This is a genomic window from Mesorhizobium sp. M3A.F.Ca.ET.080.04.2.1, from assembly GCF_003952525.1.
Classification (GTDB): Bacteria; Pseudomonadota; Alphaproteobacteria; order Rhizobiales; family Rhizobiaceae; genus Mesorhizobium.
Genome location: NZ_CP034451.1, coordinates 2,990,385 through 3,015,314 on the forward strand (window position 1 = coordinate 2,990,385; position 24,930 = coordinate 3,015,314).

The 24,930-nt window shown below is 64.7% G+C and carries 21 protein-coding genes; 12 read left to right on the top strand and 9 right to left on the bottom strand.

Annotation, left to right across the window (positions count from 1 at the left end; all coding sequences use genetic code 11):
* The first annotated feature begins 20 nt into the window (after positions 1-20).
* From EJ074_RS14245 to EJ074_RS14260, 4 genes are all read left to right on the top strand, one after another.
* Positions 21-995 carry a WD40 repeat domain-containing protein gene (locus EJ074_RS14245; protein WP_095806775.1) on the top strand — a complete coding sequence of 325 codons (975 nt, stop codon included), beginning with the start codon at positions 21-23 and terminating at the stop codon, positions 993-995.
* A gap of 237 nt (positions 996-1,232) precedes the next feature.
* Complete coding sequence (locus EJ074_RS14250; protein ID WP_095804984.1) at positions 1,233-2,612, top strand: aspartate aminotransferase family protein; 1,380 nt, start codon at positions 1,233-1,235, stop codon at positions 2,610-2,612.
* 11 nt (positions 2,613-2,623) lie between these two features.
* A complete protein-coding gene (locus tag EJ074_RS14255; protein WP_095804985.1) occupies positions 2,624-4,030 on the top strand; it encodes a glutamine synthetase family protein in 1,407 nt (468 codons plus the stop codon).
* A 177-nt stretch (positions 4,031-4,207) separates the two neighbouring features.
* Positions 4,208-4,885, top strand: a complete 678-nt coding sequence (locus tag EJ074_RS14260; protein WP_245420301.1) for a UdgX family uracil-DNA binding protein — start codon at positions 4,208-4,210, stop codon at positions 4,883-4,885.
* Between the two features lie 293 nt (positions 4,886-5,178).
* Here the strand turns inward: EJ074_RS14260 and EJ074_RS14265 are convergent, their stop codons facing one another.
* From EJ074_RS14265 to EJ074_RS14280, 4 genes are all read right to left on the bottom strand, one after another.
* Positions 5,179-6,438 carry a glycerate kinase gene (locus EJ074_RS14265; protein WP_095804987.1) on the bottom strand — a complete coding sequence of 420 codons (1,260 nt, stop codon included), beginning with the start codon at positions 6,436-6,438 and terminating at the stop codon, positions 5,179-5,181.
* Complete coding sequence (locus tag EJ074_RS14270; protein ID WP_095804988.1) at positions 6,435-6,938, bottom strand: heme-degrading domain-containing protein; 504 nt, start codon at positions 6,936-6,938, stop codon at positions 6,435-6,437. The genes EJ074_RS14265 and EJ074_RS14270 overlap by 4 nt, the downstream gene beginning before the upstream one ends.
* 78 nt (positions 6,939-7,016) lie before the next feature.
* A complete protein-coding gene (gene guaD, locus EJ074_RS14275; protein ID WP_129553538.1) occupies positions 7,017-8,330 on the bottom strand; it encodes a guanine deaminase in 1,314 nt (437 codons plus the stop codon).
* A gap of 3 nt (positions 8,331-8,333) precedes the next feature.
* Positions 8,334-9,560 (bottom strand): urate hydroxylase PuuD, encoded by a 1,227-nt coding sequence (locus EJ074_RS14280; RefSeq protein WP_095805405.1) that lies wholly within the window; start codon positions 9,558-9,560, stop codon positions 8,334-8,336.
* Positions 9,561-9,711: 151 nt separating this feature from the next.
* On the opposite strand from EJ074_RS14280, the gene EJ074_RS14285 reads away from it, so the two are divergent.
* Entirely contained in the window at positions 9,712-10,632 is a 921-nt protein-coding gene (locus EJ074_RS14285; protein WP_095804990.1) for a LysR family transcriptional regulator, read from the top strand.
* Between the two features lie 32 nt (positions 10,633-10,664).
* Here EJ074_RS14285 and EJ074_RS14290 read toward each other — a convergent pair whose 3' ends face one another.
* Complete coding sequence (locus EJ074_RS14290) at positions 10,665-11,501, bottom strand: PhzF family phenazine biosynthesis protein (protein ID WP_129553539.1); 837 nt, start codon at positions 11,499-11,501, stop codon at positions 10,665-10,667.
* A gap of 240 nt (positions 11,502-11,741) precedes the next feature.
* On the opposite strand from EJ074_RS14290, the gene dps reads away from it, so the two are divergent.
* Positions 11,742-12,230 carry a DNA starvation/stationary phase protection protein Dps gene (gene dps, locus EJ074_RS14295; protein ID WP_095805407.1) on the top strand — a complete coding sequence of 163 codons (489 nt, stop codon included), beginning with the start codon at positions 11,742-11,744 and terminating at the stop codon, positions 12,228-12,230.
* A 25-nt stretch (positions 12,231-12,255) separates the two neighbouring features.
* Here dps and xdhC read toward each other — a convergent pair whose 3' ends face one another.
* The 4 genes from xdhC to uraH are packed head-to-tail and all read right to left on the bottom strand — an operon-like array spanning position 12,256 to position 17,518.
* Positions 12,256-13,257, bottom strand: a complete 1,002-nt coding sequence (gene xdhC, locus EJ074_RS14300; RefSeq protein ID WP_095804991.1) for a xanthine dehydrogenase accessory protein XdhC — start codon at positions 13,255-13,257, stop codon at positions 12,256-12,258.
* Between the two features lie 53 nt (positions 13,258-13,310).
* Entirely contained in the window at positions 13,311-15,659 is a 2,349-nt protein-coding gene (xdhB, locus tag EJ074_RS14305; protein ID WP_129553540.1) for a xanthine dehydrogenase molybdopterin binding subunit, read from the bottom strand.
* A complete protein-coding gene (gene xdhA / locus EJ074_RS14310) occupies positions 15,659-17,140 on the bottom strand; it encodes a xanthine dehydrogenase small subunit (protein WP_095804993.1) in 1,482 nt (493 codons plus the stop codon). The genes xdhB and xdhA overlap by 1 nt, the downstream gene beginning before the upstream one ends.
* A 3-nt stretch (positions 17,141-17,143) precedes the next feature.
* Positions 17,144-17,518: a hydroxyisourate hydrolase gene (gene uraH, locus EJ074_RS14315; protein ID WP_095804994.1), complete on the bottom strand. Its 375-nt coding sequence runs from the start codon at positions 17,516-17,518 to the stop codon at positions 17,144-17,146.
* A gap of 195 nt (positions 17,519-17,713) precedes the next feature.
* On the opposite strand from uraH, the gene puuE reads away from it, so the two are divergent.
* The 6 genes from puuE to EJ074_RS14345 all read left to right on the top strand — a co-directional run bounded on the left by puuE (position 17,714) and on the right by EJ074_RS14345 (position 24,914).
* Entirely contained in the window at positions 17,714-19,138 is a 1,425-nt protein-coding gene (gene puuE / locus EJ074_RS14320) for an allantoinase PuuE (protein WP_095804995.1), read from the top strand.
* Positions 19,139-19,148: 10 nt separating this feature from the next.
* Positions 19,149-20,012, top strand: a complete 864-nt coding sequence (locus EJ074_RS14325; protein ID WP_095804996.1) for a bifunctional allantoicase/(S)-ureidoglycine aminohydrolase — start codon at positions 19,149-19,151, stop codon at positions 20,010-20,012.
* Entirely contained in the window at positions 20,009-20,500 is a 492-nt protein-coding gene (locus EJ074_RS14330) for an ureidoglycolate lyase (protein ID WP_095804997.1), read from the top strand. Before EJ074_RS14325 ends, EJ074_RS14330 begins: the two co-directional genes overlap by 4 nt.
* A gap of 16 nt (positions 20,501-20,516) precedes the next feature.
* On the top strand, positions 20,517-21,110 hold the full coding sequence (locus tag EJ074_RS14335) for a nucleoside deaminase (RefSeq protein ID WP_095804998.1): 594 nt from the start codon (positions 20,517-20,519) through the stop codon (positions 21,108-21,110).
* A gap of 83 nt (positions 21,111-21,193) precedes the next feature.
* A complete protein-coding gene (locus EJ074_RS14340) occupies positions 21,194-23,179 on the top strand; it encodes a CocE/NonD family hydrolase (RefSeq protein WP_129553541.1) in 1,986 nt (661 codons plus the stop codon).
* A gap of 148 nt (positions 23,180-23,327) precedes the next feature.
* On the top strand, positions 23,328-24,914 hold the full coding sequence (locus EJ074_RS14345; protein ID WP_095804999.1) for an ABC transporter substrate-binding protein: 1,587 nt from the start codon (positions 23,328-23,330) through the stop codon (positions 24,912-24,914).
* Positions 24,915-24,930: the final 16 nt, after the last annotated feature.

Consider the following 24,930-nt stretch of genomic DNA (forward strand, 5'->3'; position numbering starts at 1 on the left):
TCTCGAATGGATCAGTTCGCATGCCCACAGTCGCCCCGCTTGATCTCGAAGGCCATTGCGTCGCCGCCGTTTTCCTGAACGACGTGCCGCATTTCGCTTTGGCCGACGGGACGATTCACCGGCTCGACAACGGGCATAAGACGGTTCAGTCCAATGACGGATTGCTTGCCGCGGTCCACGACGCGGCCAATGACCGGCTGATCACCGGCGGCGAAGACGGCAGGGTGTTTGCGGTCAAGGCAGGCGGCGCGGCGACAGAGCTCGCCAGCGCCGGCAGGAAGTGGATCACCAGCGTCGCCGCCGGGCCGCAAGGCGCGATCGCCTATGCCTCGGGCAAGATCGCTTTCGTGCGCTTCGCTGACGGCAAGACTAAGGAATTCGCGCATCCGCGCTCGGTGGAGGGGCTTGCCTTCTCGCCAAAGGGCATGCGTTTCGGCGTGGCCCGCTACAATGGCGCGACGCTGCATTTCCCGGCGGCTGCGGGCAAGCCGGTCGAGCTTGAATGGGCGGGCGCCCATACCGGCATCAGCTTCTCGCCGGACGGCGCCTTCTTGATCACCACCATGCAGGAGAACGCGCTGCATGGCTGGAAGCTTGCCGACGGCAAGCACATGCGCATGAGCGGCTATCCCGGCAAGGTGAAAAGCCTGTCCTGGAGTGTCAAAGGAAAATGGCTGGCAAGCTCGGGCGCGCCGGCGGCGATCGTCTGGCCGTTCGCAAGCAAGGACGGTCCGATGGGCAAGGCGCCGCTGGAACTCGGCACGCGCGGCAACTCGATGGTGACCTGCGTTGCCTGTCATCCCAGCCAAGAGGTGGTTGCCATCGGCTATGAGGACGGCATGGTGATCGCGGCGCGCTTCGCGGACGCCAAGGAGGTGCTGCTGCGCCGTCCAGGCAAGGGCGCCATCACCGCGATGGCGTGGGACAAGGAAGAGCGCCGCATCGTCTTCGGCAGCGTCGCGGGCGACTGCGGCGTGATAGACATCACTGCTTAAGGGAGTAGGGGAGTAGGGAAAAGACACCTACTGCCTTACTGCCTTACTGCCTTACTGCCTTACTGCCTTACTGCCTTACTGCCCTACTGCCCTACTGCCCTACTGCCCTACTGCCCTACTCCCCACTCCCCTACTCCCCTACTCCCCTACTCCCTGACCCAATGTGCCCCCCCTACGCGGCCAATTGCGGATTTGCCGGCCGGTTGGCAGAGTGCCGCGCCGCACGGAGGGGATTTCATGCACGCATCGGATACAGGCGCTACCATCGGCGGCATCGCTGCTGCCCGCATCGCCGAACTGCGCGAGACGGAAGCGGCCGCTTTCCGCAAGGCACGGCCGAAGTCCGAGGCCAAGCTCGGCAACGGCATCGCCGGCTTCCTCGGCGGCGTGCCGATGCATTGGATGAGCGACTGGCCGACGCCGTTCCCGATCCTGGTCGACGGCGCCAGGGGCGCCACCATCAGCGATATCGACGGCAACAGGCTCGACGATTTCTGCCTCGGCGACACCGGCTCGATGCTCGGCCATTCGCCCGCTCCGGTCGCCCGCGCCATCCGCCGGCAGTCCGCACGCGGCCTGACCTATATGCTGCCCAGCGAGGATGCGCTTGCCATCGGGCCGCTGCTGCGGCAGAGCTTCGGCCTGCCTTTCTGGCAGATTGCCACCACCGCCACCGACGCCAATCGGTTCGCGCTGCGCGTTGCCCGCGCGGTGACAAGCCGCGAGAAGATCCTGGTCTTCAACGGCTGCTATCACGGCTCGGTCGACGAGACGATGGTGCGGCTGATCGACGGCAGAGCGGTGAACCGGCCAGGCCTTGCCGGCGAATTCCGCGATCTGACGCGGGCCACCAAGATCGTCGAGTTCAACGATGTCGCGGCGCTGGAAGCCGCACTTGCCGACCGCGACGTCGCCTGCGTCATCACCGAGCCGGTGCTGACCAATTCCTGCATGGTGCTGCCGGAGCCCGGTTTTCACGAAGCGCTGCGGCGCCTCACCCGCGCGGCCGGCACGCTGCTCTTGATCGACGAGACTCACACCATCTCCACCGGGCCCGGCGGCTACAGCGGCAAATACGGCCTGGAACCCGACCTCTTCGTGCTCGGCAAGCCGGTGGCCGGCGGCGTGCCCGCAAGCATCTGGGGCATGACCGAAGAGGTTGCCACCCGCTACGGCGCCTACAGCCGCACGAAGGAGCCGGGATATTCCGGCATGGGCACGACGCTGTCGGCAAACCCGCTGCAATTCGCGGCGATGCGCGCGACGCTGGAAGAGGTGATGACCGAGGCAGCCTATGCGCATATGGACCGGCTGGCGCGCCGCCTCGACGCGGGGCTGAGCGCCGTCATCGACCGCTATCATTTGCCCTGGCACGTTGCGCGCGTCGGCGCCCGCGTCGAGTTCGTCTGCGCGCCCGGCCCGCTGCGGAATGGCGGCGAGGCGGAGAAGGCGCATGCACCGGAACTCGAGGCCGCCATCCATGTCGCGCTGGTCAATCGCGGCGTGCTGATCGCGCCGTTCCACAATATGATGCTGATCTCGCCGGCGACGACGGCGGCGCAGGTGAGCCGGCTGGTCGCCGCTTTCGCCGCGGTTGCGGCAAGGCTTACGGCGTGAGACAAGCGGCCATGGACAATCCGAACGCAGTTGCTATCTCGCCTTCAGGCTCGACGCCCGCCGAGGCGAAAGCCTTTCTCGATGCTCATCCCGAGATCGAGGGCTTCGACATCGTGCTCACCGATGCCAACGGCATCGGCCGCGGCAAGATCGTGCGCCGCCACGAGTTGATGGGGATTTTCGAGAACGGGCGACATATGCCGATCTCGATCCTCGGCCTCGACATCACCGGTGAGGATGTCCACGACACCGGCCTGATCTGGGACACCGGCGACGGCGATCTCAGGGCGTGGCCGATCCCCGGCACGCTGGTGCCGCTGCATGGGACCAATCCGCCGCGCGGCCAGGTGCTGATGTCGATGTACCATCTCGACGGCCAGCCGATGACCTCCGACCCGCGGCTGATCTTGGCGAGACAGGTGGATTTGCTCGCCGCAAGAGGCCTGCGCCCGGCCGGCGCCTTCGAGCTGGAATTTTTCCTCCTCGCCAACGACCGCGACGCCGACGGCAAGGTGCAGGCGGCGCGCGCCGTGCTGGACGGCCGCCGCTCGGCCAAGACGGAAGTTTATTCGGTCGATCATCTGCATGGCATGGAGCCGCTGTTCTCCGACATCTACGCCGCCGCAAAGGCGCAAGGCATTCCAGCCGAGACGGTGATTTCCGAGTATGCGCCGGGCCAGTACGAGCTGACGCTCAATTACCGCAAGGACGTGATGCGGGCGGCCGACGACCTGGTCATGCTGAAGCGGCTGGTGAGGGCACAGGCGCGCCGGCACGGCGTGACCGCCTGCTTCATGGCCAAGCCGATCGAGACCTATGCCGGCTCGGGCATGCATTTTCATGTCTCGCTGCAGGACGATGCCGGCCGGAACGTGTTCACCGAGGCTGACGGCGAGAAATGGTCGCCAAGCCTGCTGAACGCGCTTGGCGGCCTGATCCACACAATGGCAGAATCGATGCTGGTGTTTGCGCCGCATGCCAATTCATGGCGGCGCTTCGTCTCGCAATCCTATGCGCCGGTGGCGCCGAGTTGGGGCGCGAACAACCGCTCGGTGGCGCTGCGCGTACCGGCCGGCGATGCCAAGAACCGCCGCATCGAGCACCGGCCGTCAGGCGTCGACGCCAATCCATATCTGGTCGCGGCGACGGTGCTGGCCGGCATCGTCAAAGGGCTGGACGAGCGGTTGGACCCCGGCCCGGAAACGACCGGCAACGGCTATGAGCAGGCTTCGGAGAGATCGACCATGCCGGTCGACTGGCGCGCGGCGATCGAGGCGGCCAGAACCTCCGATTTCCTGAAATCGGCGCTCGGCCCGGACCTCCACCGCACCTTCGTGGCGATCAAGCAGGCGGAATATCTGCGCGTCGCGCGCACCGTCAGCGAGCTCGACTACCACCTTTACCTGCACGAGGTGTGAGCCGATCAGGCAGCCTGTCAGGCGCTTCGGCGGACCTTTTTCGAAAGCATCTTCAACCCAGCCCGCCTCGATATGAAGGCGATGCCGAAGAAATATTGGCGGAACCTTCCCCAGGCCTCGCTCATTCCAAATCTGATAGCAGGAGCGGACAGAGCCGCGTCAGCCATGATCGCCCGGATGCCAACCACGCCAGCACCGCACCATGCCAAGGTCAAAGCCAGGCATTGGCCGACGCCGGAACCAGCCGACGTGGTCGGGCCCGAGGGCACAGACATTGCGGAGCTGCGCGAGGAGGCAATGGGGTGTCGCCGCTGCCCGCTGTGGCGGGATGCCACGCAGACGGTGTTCGGCGAGGGACCTGAGAATGCGGAAGTGATTTTCGTCGGCGAGCAGCCGGGCGACCAAGAGGATCTTGCCGGCAAGCCTTTTGTCGGGCCGGCGGGCAAGGTGTTCGACAGCATTCTGGACGATGCCGAGATCGATCGCCGCAAGGTCTATGTGACCAATGCGGTCAAGCATTTCAAGTTCGAGCCGCGCGGCAAGCGGCGCATCCATTCCAAGCCCAATGCCGGCGAGATCCAAGCCTGCCGCTGGTGGCTGGACAAGGAGCTCGATCTCGTCAAGCCGACCCTGGTGGTGGCGCTTGGCGCGACCGCGGCGCAGTCGCTGCTCGGCAAGGCGGTGCCGATCACCAAGATGCGCGGCGACGTCATCGAGCGCGAGGATGCCTTGCGCGTCTTCATCACCATCCACCCCTCCTTCATCCTGCGCATCCGCGAGCGTGAGGACAAGGAGGCCGAGCGCGAACGCTTCCTGAAGGATATGCGAAAGGTGAAGCAACTGATGGCTGCTTGATCGTCGTTCTGCGCACCCAAAGAAGGGTTCGAGAAGATCCCGCTGTACGGAGGTCGCGCGGCCTTGAAATTGGGCGAAACGCCTATCGCCTCGTCATCCACGGGCGGAGCAAGGAGCGAAGCGACGCGGCGCAGACCCGAGGATCCATTCCGTTACTTCGGCGTCTTGCAATGGTGCAGAATTCTGCTCCGCCGCATCCTTCGATCAAGGTCACGGCATGGATCCTCGGGTCTCCGCGACGGAGCTGCGCTCCTGCTTCGCCCGTGGATGACGACGTTCTGTGGGCCTCGGTGCTACCGGACGAGAATTGCCCTCAAATCGTTGACATTCGTTCCGGTCGGACCGGGCACGAACAAGTCGCCAACCGCATTGAACGCCGTCCAGGCATTGTTGCCGGCAAGCATCGCCTTGGCGTCGACGCCGGCGGCGCGCATGCGCGATACCGTCGAGCCGTCGGCAAAAGCGCCGGCATTGTCCTCGGAGCCATCGATGCCGTCGGTGTCGGCCGCCAAGGCATGGATGCCGTCCACGCCACTGATGCCGATGGCGAAGGCGAGCAGGAATTCCGAATTGCGGCCACCCTTGCCTTTGGCCCGCAAAGTGACCGTCGTCTCGCCGCCCGACAGGATCAGCACCGGCTTGGCGAAGGGACGATCGCGCGACGCCACCTCACGGGCGATGGCGGCATGGACGCCGCCGACCTCGCGCGCCTCGCCCTCGATCGAATCCGACAGGATGACGGCCTCGATACCTTGCCGCCTGGCCTCAGCCGCCGCTGCTTCGAGCGACACGCCAGCCGACGCGGTCAGATGCACCTCATTCGCTGCAAAGCGCGGATCATCAGGGCGCGGCGCGTCGGCGGCCGGCGAATTGATATGCGCCATGACCGAGGCCGGGAGCTTCATGCCATAGGCGGCGATCGCCGCCAGCGCATCCTCGCGGCTGGCGGCGTCAGGAACGGTCGGACCGGAAGCGACAAGGGCCGGATTGTCGCCGGGAATGTCGGACACGACCAGCGACACCACCCTGGCCGGATGGGCGGCGGCGGCAAGTCGGCCACCCTTGATGGTCGAGACGTGCTTGCGAATGGTATTCATCGCCGCGATCGGCGCGCCGGATGCAAGCAGCGCCTCGTTGACCGCGATCTCGTCGGCAAGGGTCAGGCCGGGTGCCGGCGACGGCAGCAGCGCCGAGCCGCCGCCCGAGATCAGCGCCACGACGAGGTCGTCCGCGGTCAGGCCGCGCACCTTCTCAAGCAGGCGGCGCGAGGCCTCGAGGCCGGCGGCATCCGGCACCGGATGCGCCGCCTCGATGATCTCGATGCGCTCGCACTTGGCGGCATAGCCGTAGCGGGTGACGACCAGCCCGTCGATCGGGCCGTCCCAGACCTTCTCGAAAGCCGCCGCCATCTGCGCCGAGCCCTTGCCGGCGCCGATGACGATGGTGCGGCCCTTTGGTTTCGCCGGCAAATGGTTGCGGATCGTCTTTTCCGGATCGGCGGCGGCGACCGCGGCCTCGAAGATCGCGGTGAGGAAGGCTTTGGGATCGGTCATTTTTCCTCCGGAGGCAGCGCAAGCCCGTCCGCATCGATGCCCAGATGGGCGCAGAGCGCATCAACCACGACGCCGTGATCCTGCCGTTCAGGAAGGCCGGAGACGGCGATGACGCCGATGACGCCGGCGCCCTTGACGGTGACAGGAAAGCCGCCGCCGGCGAGCACATAGTCGGCAATGTCCAGGCCCTCGCCGACCTTGAATGTGCGGTCGGGCCGCTGCTGCTCCAGCACCATGCGGTAAGTGCTTCTGAGGTAGCGCTTCACGACATTGATCTTGCGCCGCGCCCAGTCCGGATTGGAGGCGTTGGAACCCGGCATCGCAGCGTAGAAAAGGGGACGGTCGAAGGTCCTGATGTCGACGATGATCGGCAGGTGTTCCTTCAGCGCCCGCTCCCTGATCGCCGAGCCGATCTCGAAGGCCACGGCCTCGTCGAAGGCCGGGAAGACCAGCGTCGCCTCCTGCTTCTTGATCAGAGCGATGTCGTCGGCGACAGCCATATCGTTCCCCTGTCAATGTCGAGGCACGCTTTGACCGATGGCTGACGCCGGGTCAAGCGGCTGAACGCAGGGATGACGCTATGCCGCGAGGGTGCTCTTCGCCGGCCGGCCGGCCACATAGACCTCGCGCACCGCGCGGTCGTCGCCGAGCGTCTGCAGCAGGAACAGCTCCTCGGCCAGCGTCTCCACGGTCTCCATCCGCAGCCGCATCGCCGGCGTGGCACGGGCGTCGAGCACGGCGATGTCGGCATCGGTGCCCTCATCGAGCGTGCCGATCTTGTCGGCAACCGACAGCGCTTCGGCATTGCCGCGCGTGAGCTGCCAGAAGGACTGGAACGGGTTCAGCTTCTCGCCGTTCAGCGCAATCACCTTGTAGCCTTCATCCATGGTGCGCAGCATCGAATAATTGGTGCCACCGCCGACATCCGTTGCGGCGGCGATCCTGAGCGGCTTTTCGCGACTGCGATAGCGTTGGTAATCGAACAGGCCGGACCCCAGGAAAAGATTGGAGGTCGGGCAGAACACCGCCACCGAGCCCGACTGCGACAGCGCGTCCGCCTCGCGTTCGGAGAGGTGGATGCAGTGGCCGAAGAGGCTTCTCCTGCCCAGCAGGCCGTAATGCTCGTAGATGTCGGTGTAGTCGCGCGACCAGGGATAGAGTTCCTGGGTGAAGGCGATCTCGGCGTGGTTCTCCGACAGATGCGTCTGCATGTGCAGGTCGGGATGCTCGCGGCAAAGCGCGCCGGCCATCTCCATCTGCTCGGGCGTGGACGTGATGGCGAAGCGCGGGGTGACGGCATAGAGCTGGCGGCCCTTGCCGTGCCACTCGTCGATCAGCGCCTTGGTGTCGTCGTAGCCGGCCTGCGGCGTGTCGAGCACGCCGTCCGGCGCGTTGCGGTCCATCATCACCTTACCGGCGATGTTGAGCATGTTGCGGTCATGCGACTCGGAAAAGAAGGCTTCGGCGGACGATTTGTGCACCGAGCAATAGGCGGCGACCGTCGTCGTGCCCTGGCGCAGCATCTCGTCGAGGAACAGCCGCGCGATGCGGCGGCCATGCTGCGCGTTCTGGAATTTCGTCTCTTCCGGGAAGGTGTATTTGTTCAGCCAGTCCAGCAACTCGGCGCCATAAGAGGCAATGACCTGCATCTGCGGGACATGCACATGGGCGTCGATGAAGCCTGGCAGGATGAGATGCGGGCGATGGTCGATGGTCTCGGCGCCGGCGCCGGCCCGCTTCGCGACCTCGGCATAGGGGCCGGCGGCGATGATCTTGCCGTCATCGATCAGCAGCCCGCCATCCTCCTCGTAGCGCCAGGCGGAATGGTCGTCGATGGTTTCGGGCCAGCGCAGGAAGGAGAGCGTGCGGCCGCGCAGGAGTTTCGAAGTCATGCTCTACTTTCCCGCGTCTTCGAACCAAGCCACCAGTAGGGCCCGTTCCTGATCGGTTATCTGGGTGACGTTGGCGGGCGGCATCGCATGAGCGCGGCCGGCCTGCAGGTAGATTTCGCGGGCGTGTTCTGCGATGCGCGCATCGGTGTCGAGCAGCACGCCCTTCGGCGCATGGTAGATGCCCTCGTAGACCGGTTCTTCGGTATGGCACATCGAGCAGCGGCCGAGCACGGTGTCGCGCACGGCCGGGAAATGCGCCGAGGCGATGTAGATCTGGCCGGCAGCGGAGGCGGCGGAGGCCTTCGGCTCGCCGGTCAGCACCTTCGGCACGGTCGACAGCCAGATGATGATCATGAACAGCACGGCTGCCCCAAGCCAGGTCCAGGTCGGGTTGCCCTTGCGGGCGTGCACGGTGTTGAAATAATGCCGGATCAGCACGCCGATGATGAAAACCAGCGAGGCGATGATCCAGTTGAACTCGGTCCCGAACGCCAGCGGATAGTGGTTCGACAGCATCAGGAACAGAACCGGCAGGGTCAGGTAGTTGTTGTGCAGCGAGCGCTGCTTGGCGATCTTGCCGTATTTCGGATCCGGCTTGCGACCCGCGATCAGGTCGGCGACGACGATCTTCTGGTTCGGGATGATGACCATGAAGACATTGGCCGACATGATCGTGGCGGTGATGGCGCCGAGATGCAGGAAGGCGGCGCGGCCGGTGAAGAGATGCGTCAGCCCCCAGGCGATGAACACCAGCACGCCGTAGAGCACCAGCATCAGGCCGGTGTCGCTTTTTCCCAGCGGCGAACGGCAGAGCAGGTCATAGACGATCCAGCCGATACCGATGGTGGCCAGCGACAGCAGGATGCCCACCGGCACCGAGATGTTGAGCACGTTGGGATCGATCAGGAAGAGGTCGGCGCCGGCATAGTAGACCACGCAGAGCATGGCGAAGCCCGACAGCCAGGTGGCGTAGGATTCCCATTTGAACCAGGTCAGATGCTCCGGCATCTCGGCCGGCGCCACCAGGTATTTCTGGATGTGGTAGAAGCCGCCGCCATGGACCTGCCATTCCTCGCCGAAAGCGCCGGCGGGCAGCCCGGGACGCTGGCGCAGCCCGAGATCGAGGGCGACGAAATAGAAGGACGAGCCGATCCAGGCGATGCCGGTGATGACATGCAGCCAGCGGACGGCGAAGCTCAGCCAGTCCCAGAAAATCGCAAAATCCAGCATCGTGTCGCCCTTGGGGAACTCGTCCCTGCCGAGCGATGACTTTACGGGCTGGCGCCGAAACGAAAAGAGGCGAGGTCCGCGATGACTTTCAAAAAAATTTGGAAAATAATAGGCTTGCTTCGCGCAGTCGTTTGAGAGCCACAAAAGCCGCATGGCCTATCTCGACAACATCGCCGTCTTCGTCCGCGTCGTCGAGCTCGGCAATCTGTCGGCGGCGGGGCGCGACATGCGCATTTCGCCGGCGGTGGCCTCCAACCGCATCAAGGAACTGGAAAAGCATCTCGGCGTGCGGCTGTTCAACCGCACGACGAGGCAGTTGATGCCGACCGAGCACGGCACGGTGTTCTATACCGGCGCCAAGCAGGTGCTGGACGCGATCACCGAAGCGGAAGCTGCCGTCTCGGCGCTGTCGGGCCAGCCGCGCGGTACCATCAAGGTGACGGCGCCGCTTGGCCTCGGGCGACGGCTGATTGCCTCCGGCATTCCGGACTTCCACGACAAATACCCCGATATCGAGGTGCGCCTGAGGCTCTCCGACCACAATGTCGACATCATGAAGGAGGGCATCGACGTCGCCTTCCGTCTCGGCATCATCGAGGATTCCAGCCTCCGGATGCGCGGCATCATGGAATGCGAGCGGGTGCTGGTGGCGGCGCCGAAATATCTGGAGGCGCGCAGCGAGCCGGTCGAGCCGCAGGAACTGATCGGCAAGAAGCACGACTGCCTGATGCTGCGCTATGCCGGCGCCCGTGAGTATGTCTGGACGCTGCAGATGCCGACCGGCCCGCAGAAATTCGAGGTGCACGGCCCCTACGACACCGACGACGGCGACGTGCTGACCGGCTGGGCGCTGTCGGGGCGCGGCATCATCAACAAGCCGCGCTTCGAGGTCGAGCCGTTCATCCGCGACCAGCGGCTGAAGGTTATCCTGGCCAAGACGCCGCCGACACCAGTGCAGTTCGCCGCCGTCTACCCGCACAAGAAGCTGCAGGACCCGAAGGTTCGCCTGCTGCTCGACTTCATGGCCGATCGCTGCCAACGGCTGATCAAGGACATTCTTGCCGGCAAATGAGGCTGGCCGGCAGGTGACGGCGCAGTTGCAATCTAGCCGGCGTCCATCAGGCGAGCCGTTCCGGACACCCTGATCGAGCTGCCCGGCATCGGCGGGATGTCGGCATGAAGCCGTGAGCGCATGCCCATGTCCTCGCCCTGGACGACGTCTATCGCACCTCCATGCGGCCAGCCGAGGTCGCGCAGATAGCCGGCAAAAGCGGCGGTGGACGCGCCCGTGGCCGGATCCTCATAGACCCCACCGGAGGCGAACGGATTGCGCGTGTGAAAGAGGCGCGGCGTCTCGGCATGGGCCATCATGATGGTGACCAGCCCTTCGCGCCGCATCAAGGCCTGGCCCTGCTTCAGATCATAGGCCATGGCGGCGAGCCGCTCGCGCGACTTCAGCGCCAGGACGAAATGGTCGGCGCCGCCGTGGATGAGCGCCGGCGGGATCGCCGGATCGAGATCGCCTGCCTGATAGCCGAACAGCGCAAGCATCTCAGCGACCAGTTCCGGCGGGGCCGGCCGGCTGCGTGTCGGCGGCGACTGCAGGGCGGCGGCAAAGTTGACGCCGTCGCGGAACCCTTCCACCGTGATGCTGGCCTGGTTGAGGCTCAAGTGGAAGACGCCGTCGCCATGCTGCCGGACAAGTGCCGCCCCCAGTGCGATGGTGGCGTGGCCGCAGAAGGGAACTTCCGATTCCGGCGAAAAATAGCGCACGCGCCAGCCGTCGGCCTGAGGGGCGGCAAAGGCGGTTTCTGAAAAGCCGACCTCGGCTGCGACACGCTGCATTACAGCGGCGTCGGGCAGCACTCCACCGATCAACACGCCGGCTGGATTGCCGCCGGTGCTGCCGTCCGAAAATGCCGCTATGCGCAATACGTCCATGTTGCTCGCCTCCTGTTCGCCAGGCGCGCAGAAAACACGTTCCAGGCCGGTTTGGGAAACGAAGAAAGCGACGAGCAGCTGTGAGCTTCGCTCATATCTCGGCGCCACAACAATGTGGTCTTCGCAGGCGGAACGAAATTCGACCCTTTGCCGTTTTCGCGGTTGGCGGCGCGCAAGGCCGCCTTCGAGACCAGTCCTCAGCTTTCATCCAAAGTGAAGCATCCGCGACAGGAGCCGACCATGGACGCCATCGTCACCAAGAACGACCTCAGATCCGATGCCAGGAAGGAATCGATCGATCTTCTCAACGCCAGGCTTGCCGACGCCATCGACCTTGCGCTGATCACCAAGCAGGCACATTGGAACGTCAAGGGGCCGCAGTTCATCGCCATCCATGAGATGCTGGACGAATTCCGCGAAGAGATCGACGGCCATGTCGACATCATTGCCGAGCGCGCCGTGCAACTCGGCGGCACCGCGCACGGCACCTCGCAGGAGGTGGCCAGGGCAACGCAGCTGAAGCCCTACCCGATCGACATCCACAAGACCAAGGATCATCTGACGGCGCTGATCGACCGTTATGCTACGGCGGCCAAGCTGACCCGTGAGGCGATCGACGAGGCGGACGACGCCGGCGATCGCGACACCGCCGACATCTTCACGGCCTATTCGCGGTCGCTCGACAAATTGCTGTGGTTCCTCGAAGCGCATACGCAGGAAAGGGAATAGGTCTTTTGACAGTGGCCGGCTGGCTTCAGCCGGCCATCACCTTCTCCGAGACCTTCGGCACCGACATTTGTGCTGCGCGCGACACCAGCGCCGTCATGATTTCGGCGGCGGCGAGCGCCGCAATCACCGGCGGGCGCTTGTCCTTGACGGCACTGCCGCCGATCGGGGAGACGAGACGGCTGAACTCGGCCTCCCTGCCATCGGCGGATTTCAGGAACCAGCTCTTGAATGTCGCCTTCTTGGTCTTCGAGCCGATCATGCCGACATAGGCGGCATCGTCGCGCTTCAGCGCCTCGGCCACGATCAGGAAATCGAGTGCATGGTCATGCGTGAGGACGGCGAAGGCCGAGCCCGCCGGCGCCTCGCGCACGACGGATTCGGGCATTGGAGTAAGCCTGGTCTCGACAGTTTGCGGCATTCCCTCCAGCGCCTCGGCGCGCGTCTCGACGACGATGGTGTGGATCGGCAGCAGCGCCAGCGAGGCGGCCAGCGCCTGGCCGACATGGCCGCCGCCGAAGATATAAACATGCGGCAGATGCGCTTCCTCGGCCTCGGCGTCGCGGACCAGCTCTTGTTGGAGCGCAGTGTCGACCAGGCGGATCAACACCTCGACCCGTCCGCCGCAGCACTGGCCGATCTCCGGCCCGAGCGGCACGTCGAGCGTGGCGCAGACTTCGTCCACCTCGATACGGGCTGCCCTCTCCTTCGCGGGGAGGGTGGCGGCGGAGCCGACGGGTGCGGTCGCCCGCGCAGTGCTCGGCGCCCTTTGGGAGCCTTGTGAGAGCACCCCTGCTGGCCGCTTTGCGGCCATCTCCTCCTCAACGGGGGAGAGAAGCTGCCGCGCCTTGTCGATCGCCATATATTCGAGCTGGCCGCCGCCGATGGTGCCGAAGGTCGCCGATGCCGAGACGAGCATGAAAGCGCCGGTCTCGCGCGGCGTCGAGCCCTTCGTCGCCGCGACCTCGACATGCGCGACATGGCCGGCGCGGCTGAGAAATTGCTTCAGACTTTGCAAGTTCGAGTTCATCGTTCGCGGTTCCAGGGCCGAAATATAGGATTTTTCGACCCGAATTGCACCTTTCAGGCCGGCTTTGCCGCTTCCCGCTTCAGCCTTTCAATCGTCATCAGCACCCGTTCCGGCGTCGCCGGCGCGTCGAGGCACGGACAAATCCTGTGGTCGGCCACGCTCGCCACCGCATCCGACAGCGCGTGCAGCACTGACATGCCCAGCGGGAAAGGCGGCTCACCGACCGCCTTGGAGCGGTGCACGGTCGGCTCCTTCGCCTCGGACCAGTCGGCAAGCGTGACGTTGAAGATCTTCGGCCGGTCGGAGGCGAGCGGGATCTTGTAGGTCGACGGGGCATGGGTGCGCAGCCGGCCCTTCTCGTCCCACCACAACTCCTCGGTGGTCAGCCAGCCCATGCCCTGGATGAAGCCGCCCTCGATCTGGCCGAGGTCGATGGCGCGGTTCAGCGAGCGGCCGGTCTCGTGCAGGATGTCGGTGCGCTCCACCACATATTCGCCGGTCAGCGTGTCGACCGACACCTCCGAACAGGAGGCGCCGTAGGCGAAGTAGTAGAAGGGGCGCCCTTCGCCCTTGTCGCGGTTCCAGTGGATCTTCGGCGTCTTGTAGAAGCCTGCCGCCGAAAGCTGAATGCGGGCCATGTAGGCCTGCCTGACCAGGTCGCCGAAGGGAATCTCCTGGTTGCCGATGCGCACCCTATTGGGCAGGAACAGCACCTGGTCGCGCGGCACCTGGTATTTTTCCGAAGCGAAATTGGCCAGCCGGTCCTTGATCTGGCGCGCGGCGTTCTGCGCCGCCATGCCGTTGAGGTCGGAGCCCGAGGAAGCCGCGGTGGCGGAGGTGTTCGGCACCTTGCCCGTCGTGGTGGCAGTGATCTTCACCTGGTCGAGGTCGATCTGGAACTCTTCCGCCACGACCTGGGCCACCTTGAGGTAGAGGCCCTGCCCCATCTCGGTGCCGCCATGGTTCAGATGCACCGAACCGTCGGTGTAGACATGCACCAGCGCGCCGGCCTGGTTGTAGTGCGTGGCGGTAAAGGAGATGCCGAACTTGACCGGGGTGAGCGCCAGTCCACGCTTGATGAAGCGGCTGTTGTTGTTGAAGGCACTGATCTCGCGCCGCCGCCGCGCATAGTCGGAACTCGCCTCCAGCTCGGCGATGACGCGCTGGATGACGTTATCCTCGACCGTCTGGTGGTAGGGCGTGAGGTTGCGGTCATTGGTGCCGTAAAAATTCTTCTTGCGAATCTCGAGCGGATCCTTGCCGACGGCGAAAGCCACTTCGTCGATCACGCGCTCGGCGCCGACCATGCCTTGCGGGCCGCCGAAGCCGCGGAAGGCGGTGTTGGACACGGTGTTCGTGTAGAGCGGTGCCGACTGCGCATGCACGTTCGGCCAGAAATATGTGTTGTCGCAGTGGAACAGCGCCCGATCGGTCACCGGGCCGGACAGGTCCGCAGAGAAGCCGCAGCGCGCCGCGAACATGAAGTCGACGCCGAGGATATTGCCGTCGTCGTCGAAGCCGACTTCATAGTCGATGAGGAAATCGTGGCGCTTGCCGGTCGCGGTCATGTCGTCGTCGCGGTCCGGCCGGATCTTGACCGCGCGGTGATGGCGCTTGGCGGCAATTGCGGCGAGCGCCGCGAACTGGTTGCCCTGCGTTTCCTTGCCGCCGAATCCGCCGCCCATGCGGCGAATCTCGACCATGACAGCGTTGCTCGGCACGCCGAGCGCATGACTCACCATATGCTGGACTTCGCTCGGATGCTGGGTCGAGGAATAGATGGTGACGTCCTGGTCCTCGCCAGGGACGGCCATGGCGATATGGCCTTCGAGATAGAAATGCTCCTGGCCGCCGACGCGCATCTTGCCTTTGAGCTTGCGGGGTGCCGCCTTGATCGCCGCCGCCGCGTCGCCGCGCCTCAGCGTCAGCGGCGGCGTCACCAGCCTGTCCTTCACGGGGTCGAGCGCGCCGATGTCGGTGACGAAAGGCAATTGCTTGTATTCAACCCTGGCCAGCCGGGTGGCGCGGCGCGCCTGCTCGCGCGTCTCGGCGATGACGCAGAAGATCGGCTGACCAAAGAACTGCACCTTGCCTTCGGCAAGCACCGGTTCGTCGTGGCGACCGGTCGGCGAGATGTCGTTTTCTCCCGGCACGTCCTTTGCCGTCAGCACATCGACGACGCCGGGAGCACTGCGCACCGCCGACAGATCCATTTTGATGATCGTCGCATGCGTTGCCGTGGACAGGCCAAGGCAGCCATGCAGCGTGCCGGCCGGTTCCGGCATGTCGTCGACATAGAGTGCCGTGCCGCTGACATGCTTGTGCGCTGAATCGTGACGCTGGTCGCTGGCGACACCGCCCGAAATCTTTTGGGCCTTGAGGTTGGGAACGTGCTTGGTCATCAGGCAGCCTCGTAGCGTGAGACCTGGAACGGCGCCCTGGTGCCGGTGGTCTCGACAAAGAAGCGCAAGAGGAGATTCTTGGCCGCCAGCGCCCGGTATTCGGCGCTTGCCCGCATGTCGGTAAGCGGCGTGAAGTCGTTGGCGTATTCGGCCATCGCGGCCTCAACCGAAGCCTCCGTCCACGGCTTGCCAATCAGCGTCTTTTCGACGGCGAAGGCCCGCTTCGGCGTCGCGGCCATGCCGCCATAGGCGATGCGGATATCGGCCACGCTGCCGTCCTTGGCCAGGGTCAGATAGAAGGCGCCAAGGGCGGCAGTGATGTCCTCGTCGCGGCGCTTGGTGATCTTGTAGACGGCGAACTTGGTTCCCTTCGCGGGCACCGGCACATGAACCGCCTCGACGAACTCGCCGGGACGCCGATCCTGCTTGCCATAGGCGATGAAGTAGTCTTCCAGCGGGATCGTGCGCCGCTTCTTGCCGCGGCGAAGCGTCAGGCGCGCGCCAAGCGCGATGAGCGGCGGCGGCGTGTCCCCGATCGGCGAGCCGTTGGCGATGTTGCCGCCGATGGTGCCCATGTTGCGCACCTGGTCGCCGCCGATGCGGTCGAACAGCGGCCCGAGCGCCGGGATGCGCTTCGACAGCGTCGCGAAAGCTTCCGTGTAGGTGACGCCGGCGCCGATCGAGATCACGGCCTTGTCCTCGGCGATGGTGCCAAGCCCCTCGAGACCGCCGATGAAGATCACCGGCGAGATGTCGCGCATGTGCTTGGTGACCCACAGGCCGACATCGGTCGAGCCGGCAACGAGCGTCGCCCCCGGCTCCTTGTCGAGAAGGCCGGCGAGATCATCGGCATCGGCCGGCACGATGAGCCGTGCCTTGCCCGTGCCGATCTCGACGCGGGCGCCGTCGCGCATCGCCTGCAGCCTTGCAGTGATCGCCTTGCGCTCCATCGCCAGCGGGTCCTTGGCCGCCTTGCCGTAGCTGGAGATGGCGCGCGCGGCGCGCATGATTGCCTCGTAGCCGGTGCAGCGGCAGAGATTGCCCTGCAGCGCCTTTTCTATTGCGGCGTCCGACGGTTCGGGCGAGCGCATCCACAGCGCATAGAGCGACATGACGAAGCCGGGGGTGCAGAAGCCGCATTGCGAGCCGTGGAAATCGACCATCGCCTGCTGCACGGGATGCAATTTTTCCGCGTTGCCGCGCAGATGCTCGACGGTGACGACATGGGTGCCGTCGAGCGAGCCGAGAAAGCGGATGCAGGCATTGACGCCTTCATAGACCAGCCTGCCGGCGGAAAGCTTGCCGACCAGCACGGTGCAGGCGCCGCAGTCGCCCTCGGCACAGCCTTCCTTGGTGCCGCGCAGCGAGCGGTCGAGCCGCAGCCAGTCGAGCAAGGTGGCGTCGGGCGCGACATCGGCCAGCGCAATGTCGGTGCCGTTGAGGATGAAGCGTATCTCGCTGCGGGTCTTGGGCTTGGCCATGTCTCAGCTCCCGCGGTAGGTCGAATAGCCATAAGGCGAGATCAGCAGCGGCACATGATAGTGGCGCTCCTCGGCCATGCCGAAGCGGATCGGCACGGTGTCGAGAAAGGCCGGCTCCGGCAGGCTCGTCCCTTGGCGGCGCAGATAATCGCCGGCGGCAAAGACCAGTTCGTACTCGCCGGTGCGGAACTCGGCGCCGGCAAGCAACGGCGTATCGCAGCGACCGTCATCATTGGTGGTGACGGTCTTGAGATGGGTGCGGGCCTGGCGCTCGATGCGAAAAAGCTCGATCGACAGGCCTTTTGCCGGCCTGCCGGTCGCGGTGTCCAGCACATGGGTCGTCAGGCGACCGCCATCGGCTTTCGACGTTTCTGCCACTGGCCGCCTCCCATTTCCAGTACGACCGATTGGCCGGTGCGGTCGAATGTTTTCAGATCAATTGTGCGCCCATTAAAGGCGATGCATAAGTCCCGGTCGAGCGGAGCGTGGCAAAAAGCACTTTCAAAAATTTTCGAGGGAATGTCCCAGCACTGCTTTCGATATCTTCAGTGCAACCACCGGGCAGGAGCGACAATGCGTTACGACAGGGACATGCGCGGCTACGGAGCCAACCCGCCGGACCCGAAATGGCCGCGCGGCGCGCATGTCGCGGTGCAGTTCGTCGTCAATTACGAGGAAGGCGGCGAGAACTGCGTTGTGCATGGCGACAAGGCCTCGGAAGCTTTCCTGTCGGAGATCGTCGGTGCCGCGCCCTGGCCCGGCCAGCGCCACTGGAACATGGAATCGATCTACGAATACGGCGCGCGGGCCGGCTTCTGGCGGCTCTACCGGCTGTTCACCGAAGCGCAGGTACCGGTGACCTGTTACGGCGTCGCGACCGCACTCGCGCGCTCGCCCGACCAGGTGGCGGCGATGCAGGAGGCCGAGTGGGAGATCGCCTCGCACGGGCTGAAATGGATCGACTATCGCGACCATAGCGCGGAGGAGGAACGGCGGGATCTCGAAGAGACGATCCGGCTGCATTCCGAAGTCACCGGGACGCGGCCGACCGGCTGGTACACCGGCCGCACCTCGGTCAACACAGTGCGGCTCGTGGCGGAAGAGGGCGGTTTCGACTACGTCTCCGATACCTATGACGACGAGCTCCCCTACTGGTTCGACCGCGAAGGGCTGGAAAAGCCTCAGCTCATCATTCCCTACACGCTCGACGCCAACGACATGCGCTTTGCAACGCCTCAAGGCTTCAATTCGGGCGACCAGTTCTTCGCTTATCTGAAGGATAGCTTCGACACGCTCTATGCCGAGGGCAAGGCGGGTCGGCCGCGCATGATGAATATCGGCCTGCATTGCCGGCTGGTCGGACGTCCGGGCCGCGCCGCAGCGCTGAAGCGCTTCGTCGACTATGTGAGGTCGCACGATAAGGTTTGGCTGACCCGGCGCATCGACATCGCGCGCCACTGGCGCGAGACGCATCCTTACCAGGCGCCGGTTCTGCGTCCGTCGCGGATGCAGTTCGAGGCCTTCGTGCACGCCTTCGGCGGGGTGTTCGAACATTCGCCGTGGATCGCCGAGCGCGCCTACGAGCTGGAGCTCGGTCCGGCGCATGACAGCGCCGGCGGCCTGCACAATGCGCTCTGCCGCGTCTTCCGCGCCGCTACCGAAGCCGAGCGCCTTTCCGTGCTCAATGCGCATCCGGACCTTGCCGGCAAGCTGGCGAAGGCCAGGCGGCTGACGCCGGAATCGGCCAGAGAACAGGCCTCCGCCGGGCTCGACGCGCTGACCGACAAGGAGCGCGAGCTGTTCACGAAACTCAACGCCGCCTACGTCACCACCTTCGGCTTCCCGTTCATCATAGCGGTCAAGGGCAAGAGCAAGGACGAGATCCTGGCCGAGTTCGAGGCACGGATCGGCAATGGCCGCGGTGTGGAGTTCGACACCGCCTGCAAACAGGTCGAGCGCATCGCGCTGCTTCGGCTGAGAGACATGCTTCCACAATAGGTTTCAACACATGGATATGATGAAAGTGGCCGAGCGAACCTACTATGCACCGCATGGCGGCCATCCCGGTCAGAACGAGCTTTTGACGGGACGCGCTGTCTTCACCGAGGCCTATGCGGTCATCCCAAAGGGCGTGATGCAGGATATCGTCACCAGCCCGCTGCCGTTCTGGGACCAGACCAGAGCCTGGATCATCGCGCGGCCGCTCTCCGGCTTTGCCGAGACGTTTTCGCAATACATCGTCGAAGTGCTGCCCGGCGGCGGCAGTGACCGGCCGGAACTCGATACCGGCGCCGAGGGCGTGCTGTTCGTGGTCGAGGGCGAGCTCAGCGTTTCGCTTGACGGTAATACGCACGTGCTTGCCCCCGGCGGCTTCGCCTTCCTGCCGCCGGCAAGCGGCTGGACGGTGCGCAACGAGAGCACCACTGCCGTTCGCTTCCACTGGATCCGCAAGGCCTATGAAGCCGTCGATGGCCTCGACACACCGGAAGCCTTCTTCAGCAGCGACCAAGAGGTGACGCCGAGTCCGATGCCCGGCACGGAGGGCCGCTGGGCGACGACGCGCTTCGTCGACCCGGCCGACATGCGCCACGACATGCACGTCACCATCGTGACGCTCAAGCCAGGCGCGGTGATCCCCTTTGCCGAGACGCATGTGATGGAGCACGGGCTCTACGTGCTCGAAGGCAAGGCCGTCTACCGCCTCAACCAGGACTGGGTCGAGGTCGAGGCCGGCGACTTCATGTGGCTGCGCGCCTTCTGCCCGCAGGCCTGCTATGCCGGCGGTCCCGGCAATTTCCGCTACCTGCTCTACAAGGACGTCAACCGCCACGCCAAGCTTGGCGGCGCCGCCCTTGGGGGCCGCGGGCGGTGACCCGTATCGTCGCCCGGCCGCTGACGCGCGAAAACTTCGCGCCGTTCGGCGACGTCATCGACATGGGGGGCGACGACCGCTACCCGATCAATGGCGGCAAGGCGATGCGCTATCACGACCTCGCCACGGCCGAGGCTGCCGGGCCGAATGCGCGCGTGCTGATCTCTATGGTGCGCGGCACGCCTTACGAGTTGCCGCTGAAGCTGACCATGGTCGAGCGCCATCCGCTGGGCAGCCAGGCTTTCATTCCATTGTCACCGCGCCCGTTCCTGGTTGTCGTGTGCCGTGACACCAAGGACGGACCGGGCGAACCGCATGCATTCATCACCGCGCCCGGACAGGGCATCAACTATCGCCGCAACCTCTGGCACGGCGTGCTGACGCCGATCGGCGAGGAGCAGGATTTCCTGATCGTGGACCGTGGCGGCGAGGGGTCCAATCTCGAAGAGTTTCACTTCTCGCACCCTTACGAAATCCACCTTCCCTGAAAGCCTCCGATTTCCCATGACCGACATTTCGCTGATCGACCGCCTGCTCGACGTGATCGAGCTCGACATCGTGCCGAGGACGGCCGAAGGCGTTGCCCACGGCAACAAGCTCTTCGGCGCCGCGATCCTCCGAAAAAGCGATCGCTCGCTGGTGCTCGCCGAAACCAACAATGAGATCGAAAACCCGCTCTGGCATGGCGAGGTGCATTGCCTGAAGCGCTTCTACGAAATGCCGAGGGCCGAGCGTGTCGACACCAAGGATGCGCTTTTCATCGCCACGCACGAGCCCTGCTCGCTCTGCCTGTCGGCGATCACCTGGACCGGCTTCGACAATTTCTACTATCTCTTCAGCCATGAGGATTCGCGCGACAGCTTCGCCATCCCGCATGATTTGAAGATCCTGAAGGAGGTCTTCACCCTCGATCCCGGCGGCTACAATGCGGAGAACGCCTACTGGAAGAGTTTTTCGATCCGCAGGCTGGTGCGCGCTTTGCCCGAAGCCGATCGCAAGCGGCTGGAGGCGCGTATCGGCCAGATCTCGGCACGCTATGACGAACTCTCCGGCACCTATCAGGCGAGCAAGAGCGAGAACGATATTCCGTTGAACTGAGAGTTGACCAGGAACTGAGTTGACCAGCCGATTTCGCCGGCTGGCCCATGACGCGGCGCCGGCGGCTCCACCATGTGCTTGCCATGAAAACCGTCACTGAATTCCCCCGCAAGGTCGTCGAATTTCCCGATATGGGCATCGTCATGCCGGATGGCTGCCGGCTATCGGCGCGGGTCTGGATGCCGCAGGATGCGGCCGACGATCCGGTGCCGGCGATCCTCGAGCACCTGCCCTACCGCAAGCGCGACGGAACGATCCTGCGCGATCAACTGACCCATCCCTATTTCGCCGGCCACGGCTACGCCTCGATCCGCGTCGACATGCGCGGCAACGGCGATTCCGAAGGGCTGATGGACGACGAATATTCCGAGCAGGAACTGCAGGACGCCTGCGACGTCATCGCTTGGGCGGCCGCGCAGCCTTGGTGCAACGGCAATATCGGCATGATGGGCATCTCCTGGGGCGGCTTCAACTGCCTGCAAGTGGCGGCGAAGCAGCCGGCGGCGCTCAAGGCGGTGATCAGCCTGTGCTCGACGGTGGACCGCTATGCCGACGACATCCACTACAAGGGCGGCTGCCTGCTGCTGGAGAATTTCGGCTGGGCCTCGACGATGCTTTCCTATTCGTCGCGGCCGCCGGATCCGCTGATTGCCGGCGGCAACCGCTGGCGCGATCTTTGGCTTAACCGGCTGGAGAACCAGCCGTTCCTGGGGCCGCTATGGCTCAGCCACCAGCATCGCGATGATTATTGGAAACGCGGCTCGATCTGCGAGGATTTTTCGGCCGTCCATGCGGCGGTGCTGTCGATCGGGGGCTGGCATGACGGCTACCGCAACACGATCTCGCACTTGGTCACCAACATCCAGTCGCCGGTCAAAGGCATCGTCGGCCCCTGGATCCACAAATACCCGCACTACGCGGCCCCCAAGCCGGCCATCGGCTTCCTGCAGGAGGCGCTGCGCTGGTGGGACCGCTGGTTGAAGGGCGAGGAGACCGGCGTCGAGCACGACCCCGACTACCGCGCCTATGTGATGGACAGCGTTCGGCCCGCCCGGTGGCACCCGAAGCGGCCGGGCCGCTGGATTGCGGAACAGGAGTGGCCGTCGCCCATCATCAAGGTCGAGGCGGTCGAGCTCATCCCGGAGGGTACCAGACCTTCGATTTTGGCGTCCCCGCAGACCTGCGGGCTCGCCGGCGGCGAATATTTTCCGTTCACCTTCGGGCCGGAACTGCCGGGCGACCAGCGTTCCGACGACGCATTGTCGGTGTGCTTCGATCAGCCGGAACTCGAGGCGGCGATCGACATCGTCGGCGCGCCGGAGCTTGAAGTCCGGGTCGCCTCCGATCGCCGTCAGGCGAACATCGCGGTCCGGCTCTGCGACGTCCATCCCGACGGCGCCTCGGAACTGATCTCCTATGGCGTGCTCAACCTCACGCATCGCAACTCGCATGAATTCCCGGAAGCGCTGGTACCGGGCGAGACCGTCTCGGCGCGCGTCGTGCTCGACCAGTGCGCCTACCGGATGCCGGCCGGCCACCGGCTGAGGATCGCGGTTTCCAATGCCTACTGGCCCATGATCTGGCCATCGCCCGAGCCGGTGCGTCTCGAGCTTTCGAAGGCGACACTCAAGCTGCCGCTGCGCCCGCTGGCGAAAGGCGACGAGACCTCCTTCGCCGACCCGGAAGGCGCCACGCCCTGGGCAACGGAAACGCTCAGGCCGACCAATTCCGAGCGCCGTGTCGAGCGCAACGAAAAGACCGGTGTGGTCACGCTCGCCATAACCGACGATTTCGGCGAGGTGCGCGACCTGGAACATGGACTGGTCCATGGCAGCATCGTCCGGGAGATCTGGACGATCCATCCCGACGATCCGCTGTCGGCGACGGGAAGCACCCATTGGACGCAAACGTTGTCGCGAAATGAATGGTGGGTGCGGACCGAGACCTTTGCCGAGATGCGCGCGAACGCGCAAAATTTCATGCTCAAGGCCAGAATCGAGGCCTATGAGGGAGAAACTTTGGTTTTCGAGCGCGACTTCGAGCAGACGATTCCCCGCGCCCTCGTCTGAGCGCTGGCAAAGTTAGTCCAATTGCGACGCGCCATTTACGCCACGGTATGTCGCATTCGGTCTTGTTACAGCTTTCCGTTGCGGTCATTATCCTCACAAGAACAAGAAACGACCGCATGGTCGAACCATCAGAGTGAGGAACCAAAACATGTCCAATGAACTCGACTATCTCAGCCGTCGCGTCGCTGCCGGCAAGCTCAGCCGCCGTGACTTTCTCGGCCGCGCCGCCGCCCTCGGCATCAGCGCGCCCTTCGCCAATTCGCTGCTTTCGAGCGCGGCTCGCGCCGCCGGTCCCGTCAAGGGCGGCACGCTGAAGGCCGGCCTCGTCGGCGGCGAGTCCACCAACAGCCTCGATCCGGCGCTGATGATGACGCAGGTGCCGTTCGCCTTCGGCAAATGCTGGGGCGAAATGATCGTCGAGCTGTCGCCCGACGGCAAGCTCGAGAACCGCATCGCCGAGGAGATCGGCTCGTCCGACGACGCCAAGGTGTGGACACTGAAGATCCGCGACGGCGTCGAATTCCACAACGGCAAGACCGTGACCGCGCAGGACGTCGCAGCGACGCTGGAGCGCCATTCCGACGAGAAGTCGAAGTCCGGCGCGCTGGGCTACATGAAGGGCATCGAGACCATCAAGGCCAACGGCAAGGAAGTCGTGCTGACGCTGAAGGAGGCCAATGCCGATCTTCCCTATTTGCTCAGCGACTATCACCTGATCGTCCAGCCGAACGGCGGCAAGGACAAGCCCGATGCGGGTATCAGCGCCGGTCCGTACAAGGTCAAGGTCAACGAGCCCGGCGTGCGCCATGTCGGCGAGCGCTTCGCCAACTACTGGCAGGGCGACAAGATGGGCCACGCCGACCAGATCGAAGTCGTCGTCATCAACGACGCGACGGCGCGCACGGCGGCCCTGCAGGGCGGCCAGGTCAACATGATCAACCGCGTCGAGCCGAAGATCGTCGACCTGATCAAGCGCGTGCCGGGCGTCACCATCCGCAACCACTCCGGTCCCGGCCACTACGTGTTCATCATGCACTGCAACACGGCGCCGTTCGACAACAACGACCTCAGGATGGCGCTGAAGCTGGCGATCGACCGCGAGGAGATGCTGAACAAGGTGCTGCGCGGCTATGGATCGCTCGGCAACGACTTCCCCATCAATGCGTCTTACCCGCTGTTCACAGAGATCGAGCAGCGCAAGTACGATCCCGACAAGGCCAAGTTCCACTACAAGAAGTCGGGCCATGACGGTTCGATTCTTCTCAGGACGTCGGACGTCGCCTTCCCCGGGGCCGTCGATGCCTCGCAGCTCTATCAGCAGAGCGCGGCCAAGGCCGGCATCAAGCTCGAGATCAAGCGCGAGCCCGGCGACGGCTACTGGAACGAGGTGTGGAACAAGCAGCCCTTCTGCGCCTCCTACTGGGGCGGCCGCTCGACGCAGGACCAGATGTACTCGACAGCCTATCTGTCGAGCGCCGACTGGAACGACACCCGCTTCAAGCGCCCGGATTTCGACAAGATGGTGCTGGCGGCGCGCGCCGAGCTCGACGAGGCAAAGCGCAAGGCGATGTACCACGACATGGCCGTCATGGTGCGCGACGAAGGCGGTCTGATCCTGCCGATGTTCAACCAGTTCATCGACGCGACCGGCCCCAAGGTGGGCGGCTGGGTCGACGATCCGCATCAGGAACTGAGCAACGGCTACGCTCTGGCAAAGTGCTGGCTCGAAGCCTGAGCCTGGCCTTGCGGAG

Bases quoted from the DNA above. Each gene is read 5' to 3' on its own strand.
- EJ074_RS14325 (WP_095804996.1), top strand. From the start codon at position 19,149: ATGGATATGATGAAAGTGGCCGAGCGAACCTACTATGCACCGCATGGC.
- EJ074_RS14290 (WP_129553539.1), bottom strand. From the start codon at position 11,501: ATGGACGTATTGCGCATAGCGGCATTTTCGGACGGCAGCACCGGCGGC.
- EJ074_RS14340 (WP_129553541.1), top strand. From the start codon at position 21,194: ATGAAAACCGTCACTGAATTCCCCCGCAAGGTCGTCGAATTTCCCGAT.
- xdhA (WP_095804993.1), bottom strand. From the start codon at position 17,140: ATGGCCAAGCCCAAGACCCGCAGCGAGATACGCTTCATCCTCAACGGC.
- EJ074_RS14280 (WP_095805405.1), bottom strand. From the start codon at position 9,560: ATGCTGGATTTTGCGATTTTCTGGGACTGGCTGAGCTTCGCCGTCCGC.
- EJ074_RS14285 (WP_095804990.1), top strand. From the start codon at position 9,712: ATGGCCTATCTCGACAACATCGCCGTCTTCGTCCGCGTCGTCGAGCTC.
- EJ074_RS14250 (WP_095804984.1), top strand. From the start codon at position 1,233: ATGCACGCATCGGATACAGGCGCTACCATCGGCGGCATCGCTGCTGCC.
- EJ074_RS14255 (WP_095804985.1), top strand. From the start codon at position 2,624: ATGGACAATCCGAACGCAGTTGCTATCTCGCCTTCAGGCTCGACGCCC.
- EJ074_RS14345 (WP_095804999.1), top strand. From the start codon at position 23,328: ATGTCCAATGAACTCGACTATCTCAGCCGTCGCGTCGCTGCCGGCAAG.
- EJ074_RS14270 (WP_095804988.1), bottom strand. From the start codon at position 6,938: ATGGCTGTCGCCGACGACATCGCTCTGATCAAGAAGCAGGAGGCGACG.
- dps (WP_095805407.1), top strand. From the start codon at position 11,742: ATGGACGCCATCGTCACCAAGAACGACCTCAGATCCGATGCCAGGAAG.
- EJ074_RS14335 (WP_095804998.1), top strand. From the start codon at position 20,517: ATGACCGACATTTCGCTGATCGACCGCCTGCTCGACGTGATCGAGCTC.
- EJ074_RS14260 (WP_245420301.1), top strand. From the start codon at position 4,208: ATGCCAACCACGCCAGCACCGCACCATGCCAAGGTCAAAGCCAGGCAT.
- xdhC (WP_095804991.1), bottom strand. From the start codon at position 13,257: ATGAACTCGAACTTGCAAAGTCTGAAGCAATTTCTCAGCCGCGCCGGC.
- xdhB (WP_129553540.1), bottom strand. From the start codon at position 15,659: ATGACCAAGCACGTTCCCAACCTCAAGGCCCAAAAGATTTCGGGCGGT.
- EJ074_RS14245 (WP_095806775.1), top strand. From the start codon at position 21: ATGCCCACAGTCGCCCCGCTTGATCTCGAAGGCCATTGCGTCGCCGCC.
- EJ074_RS14265 (WP_095804987.1), bottom strand. From the start codon at position 6,438: ATGACCGATCCCAAAGCCTTCCTCACCGCGATCTTCGAGGCCGCGGTC.
- guaD (WP_129553538.1), bottom strand. From the start codon at position 8,330: ATGACTTCGAAACTCCTGCGCGGCCGCACGCTCTCCTTCCTGCGCTGG.
- puuE (WP_095804995.1), top strand. From the start codon at position 17,714: ATGCGTTACGACAGGGACATGCGCGGCTACGGAGCCAACCCGCCGGAC.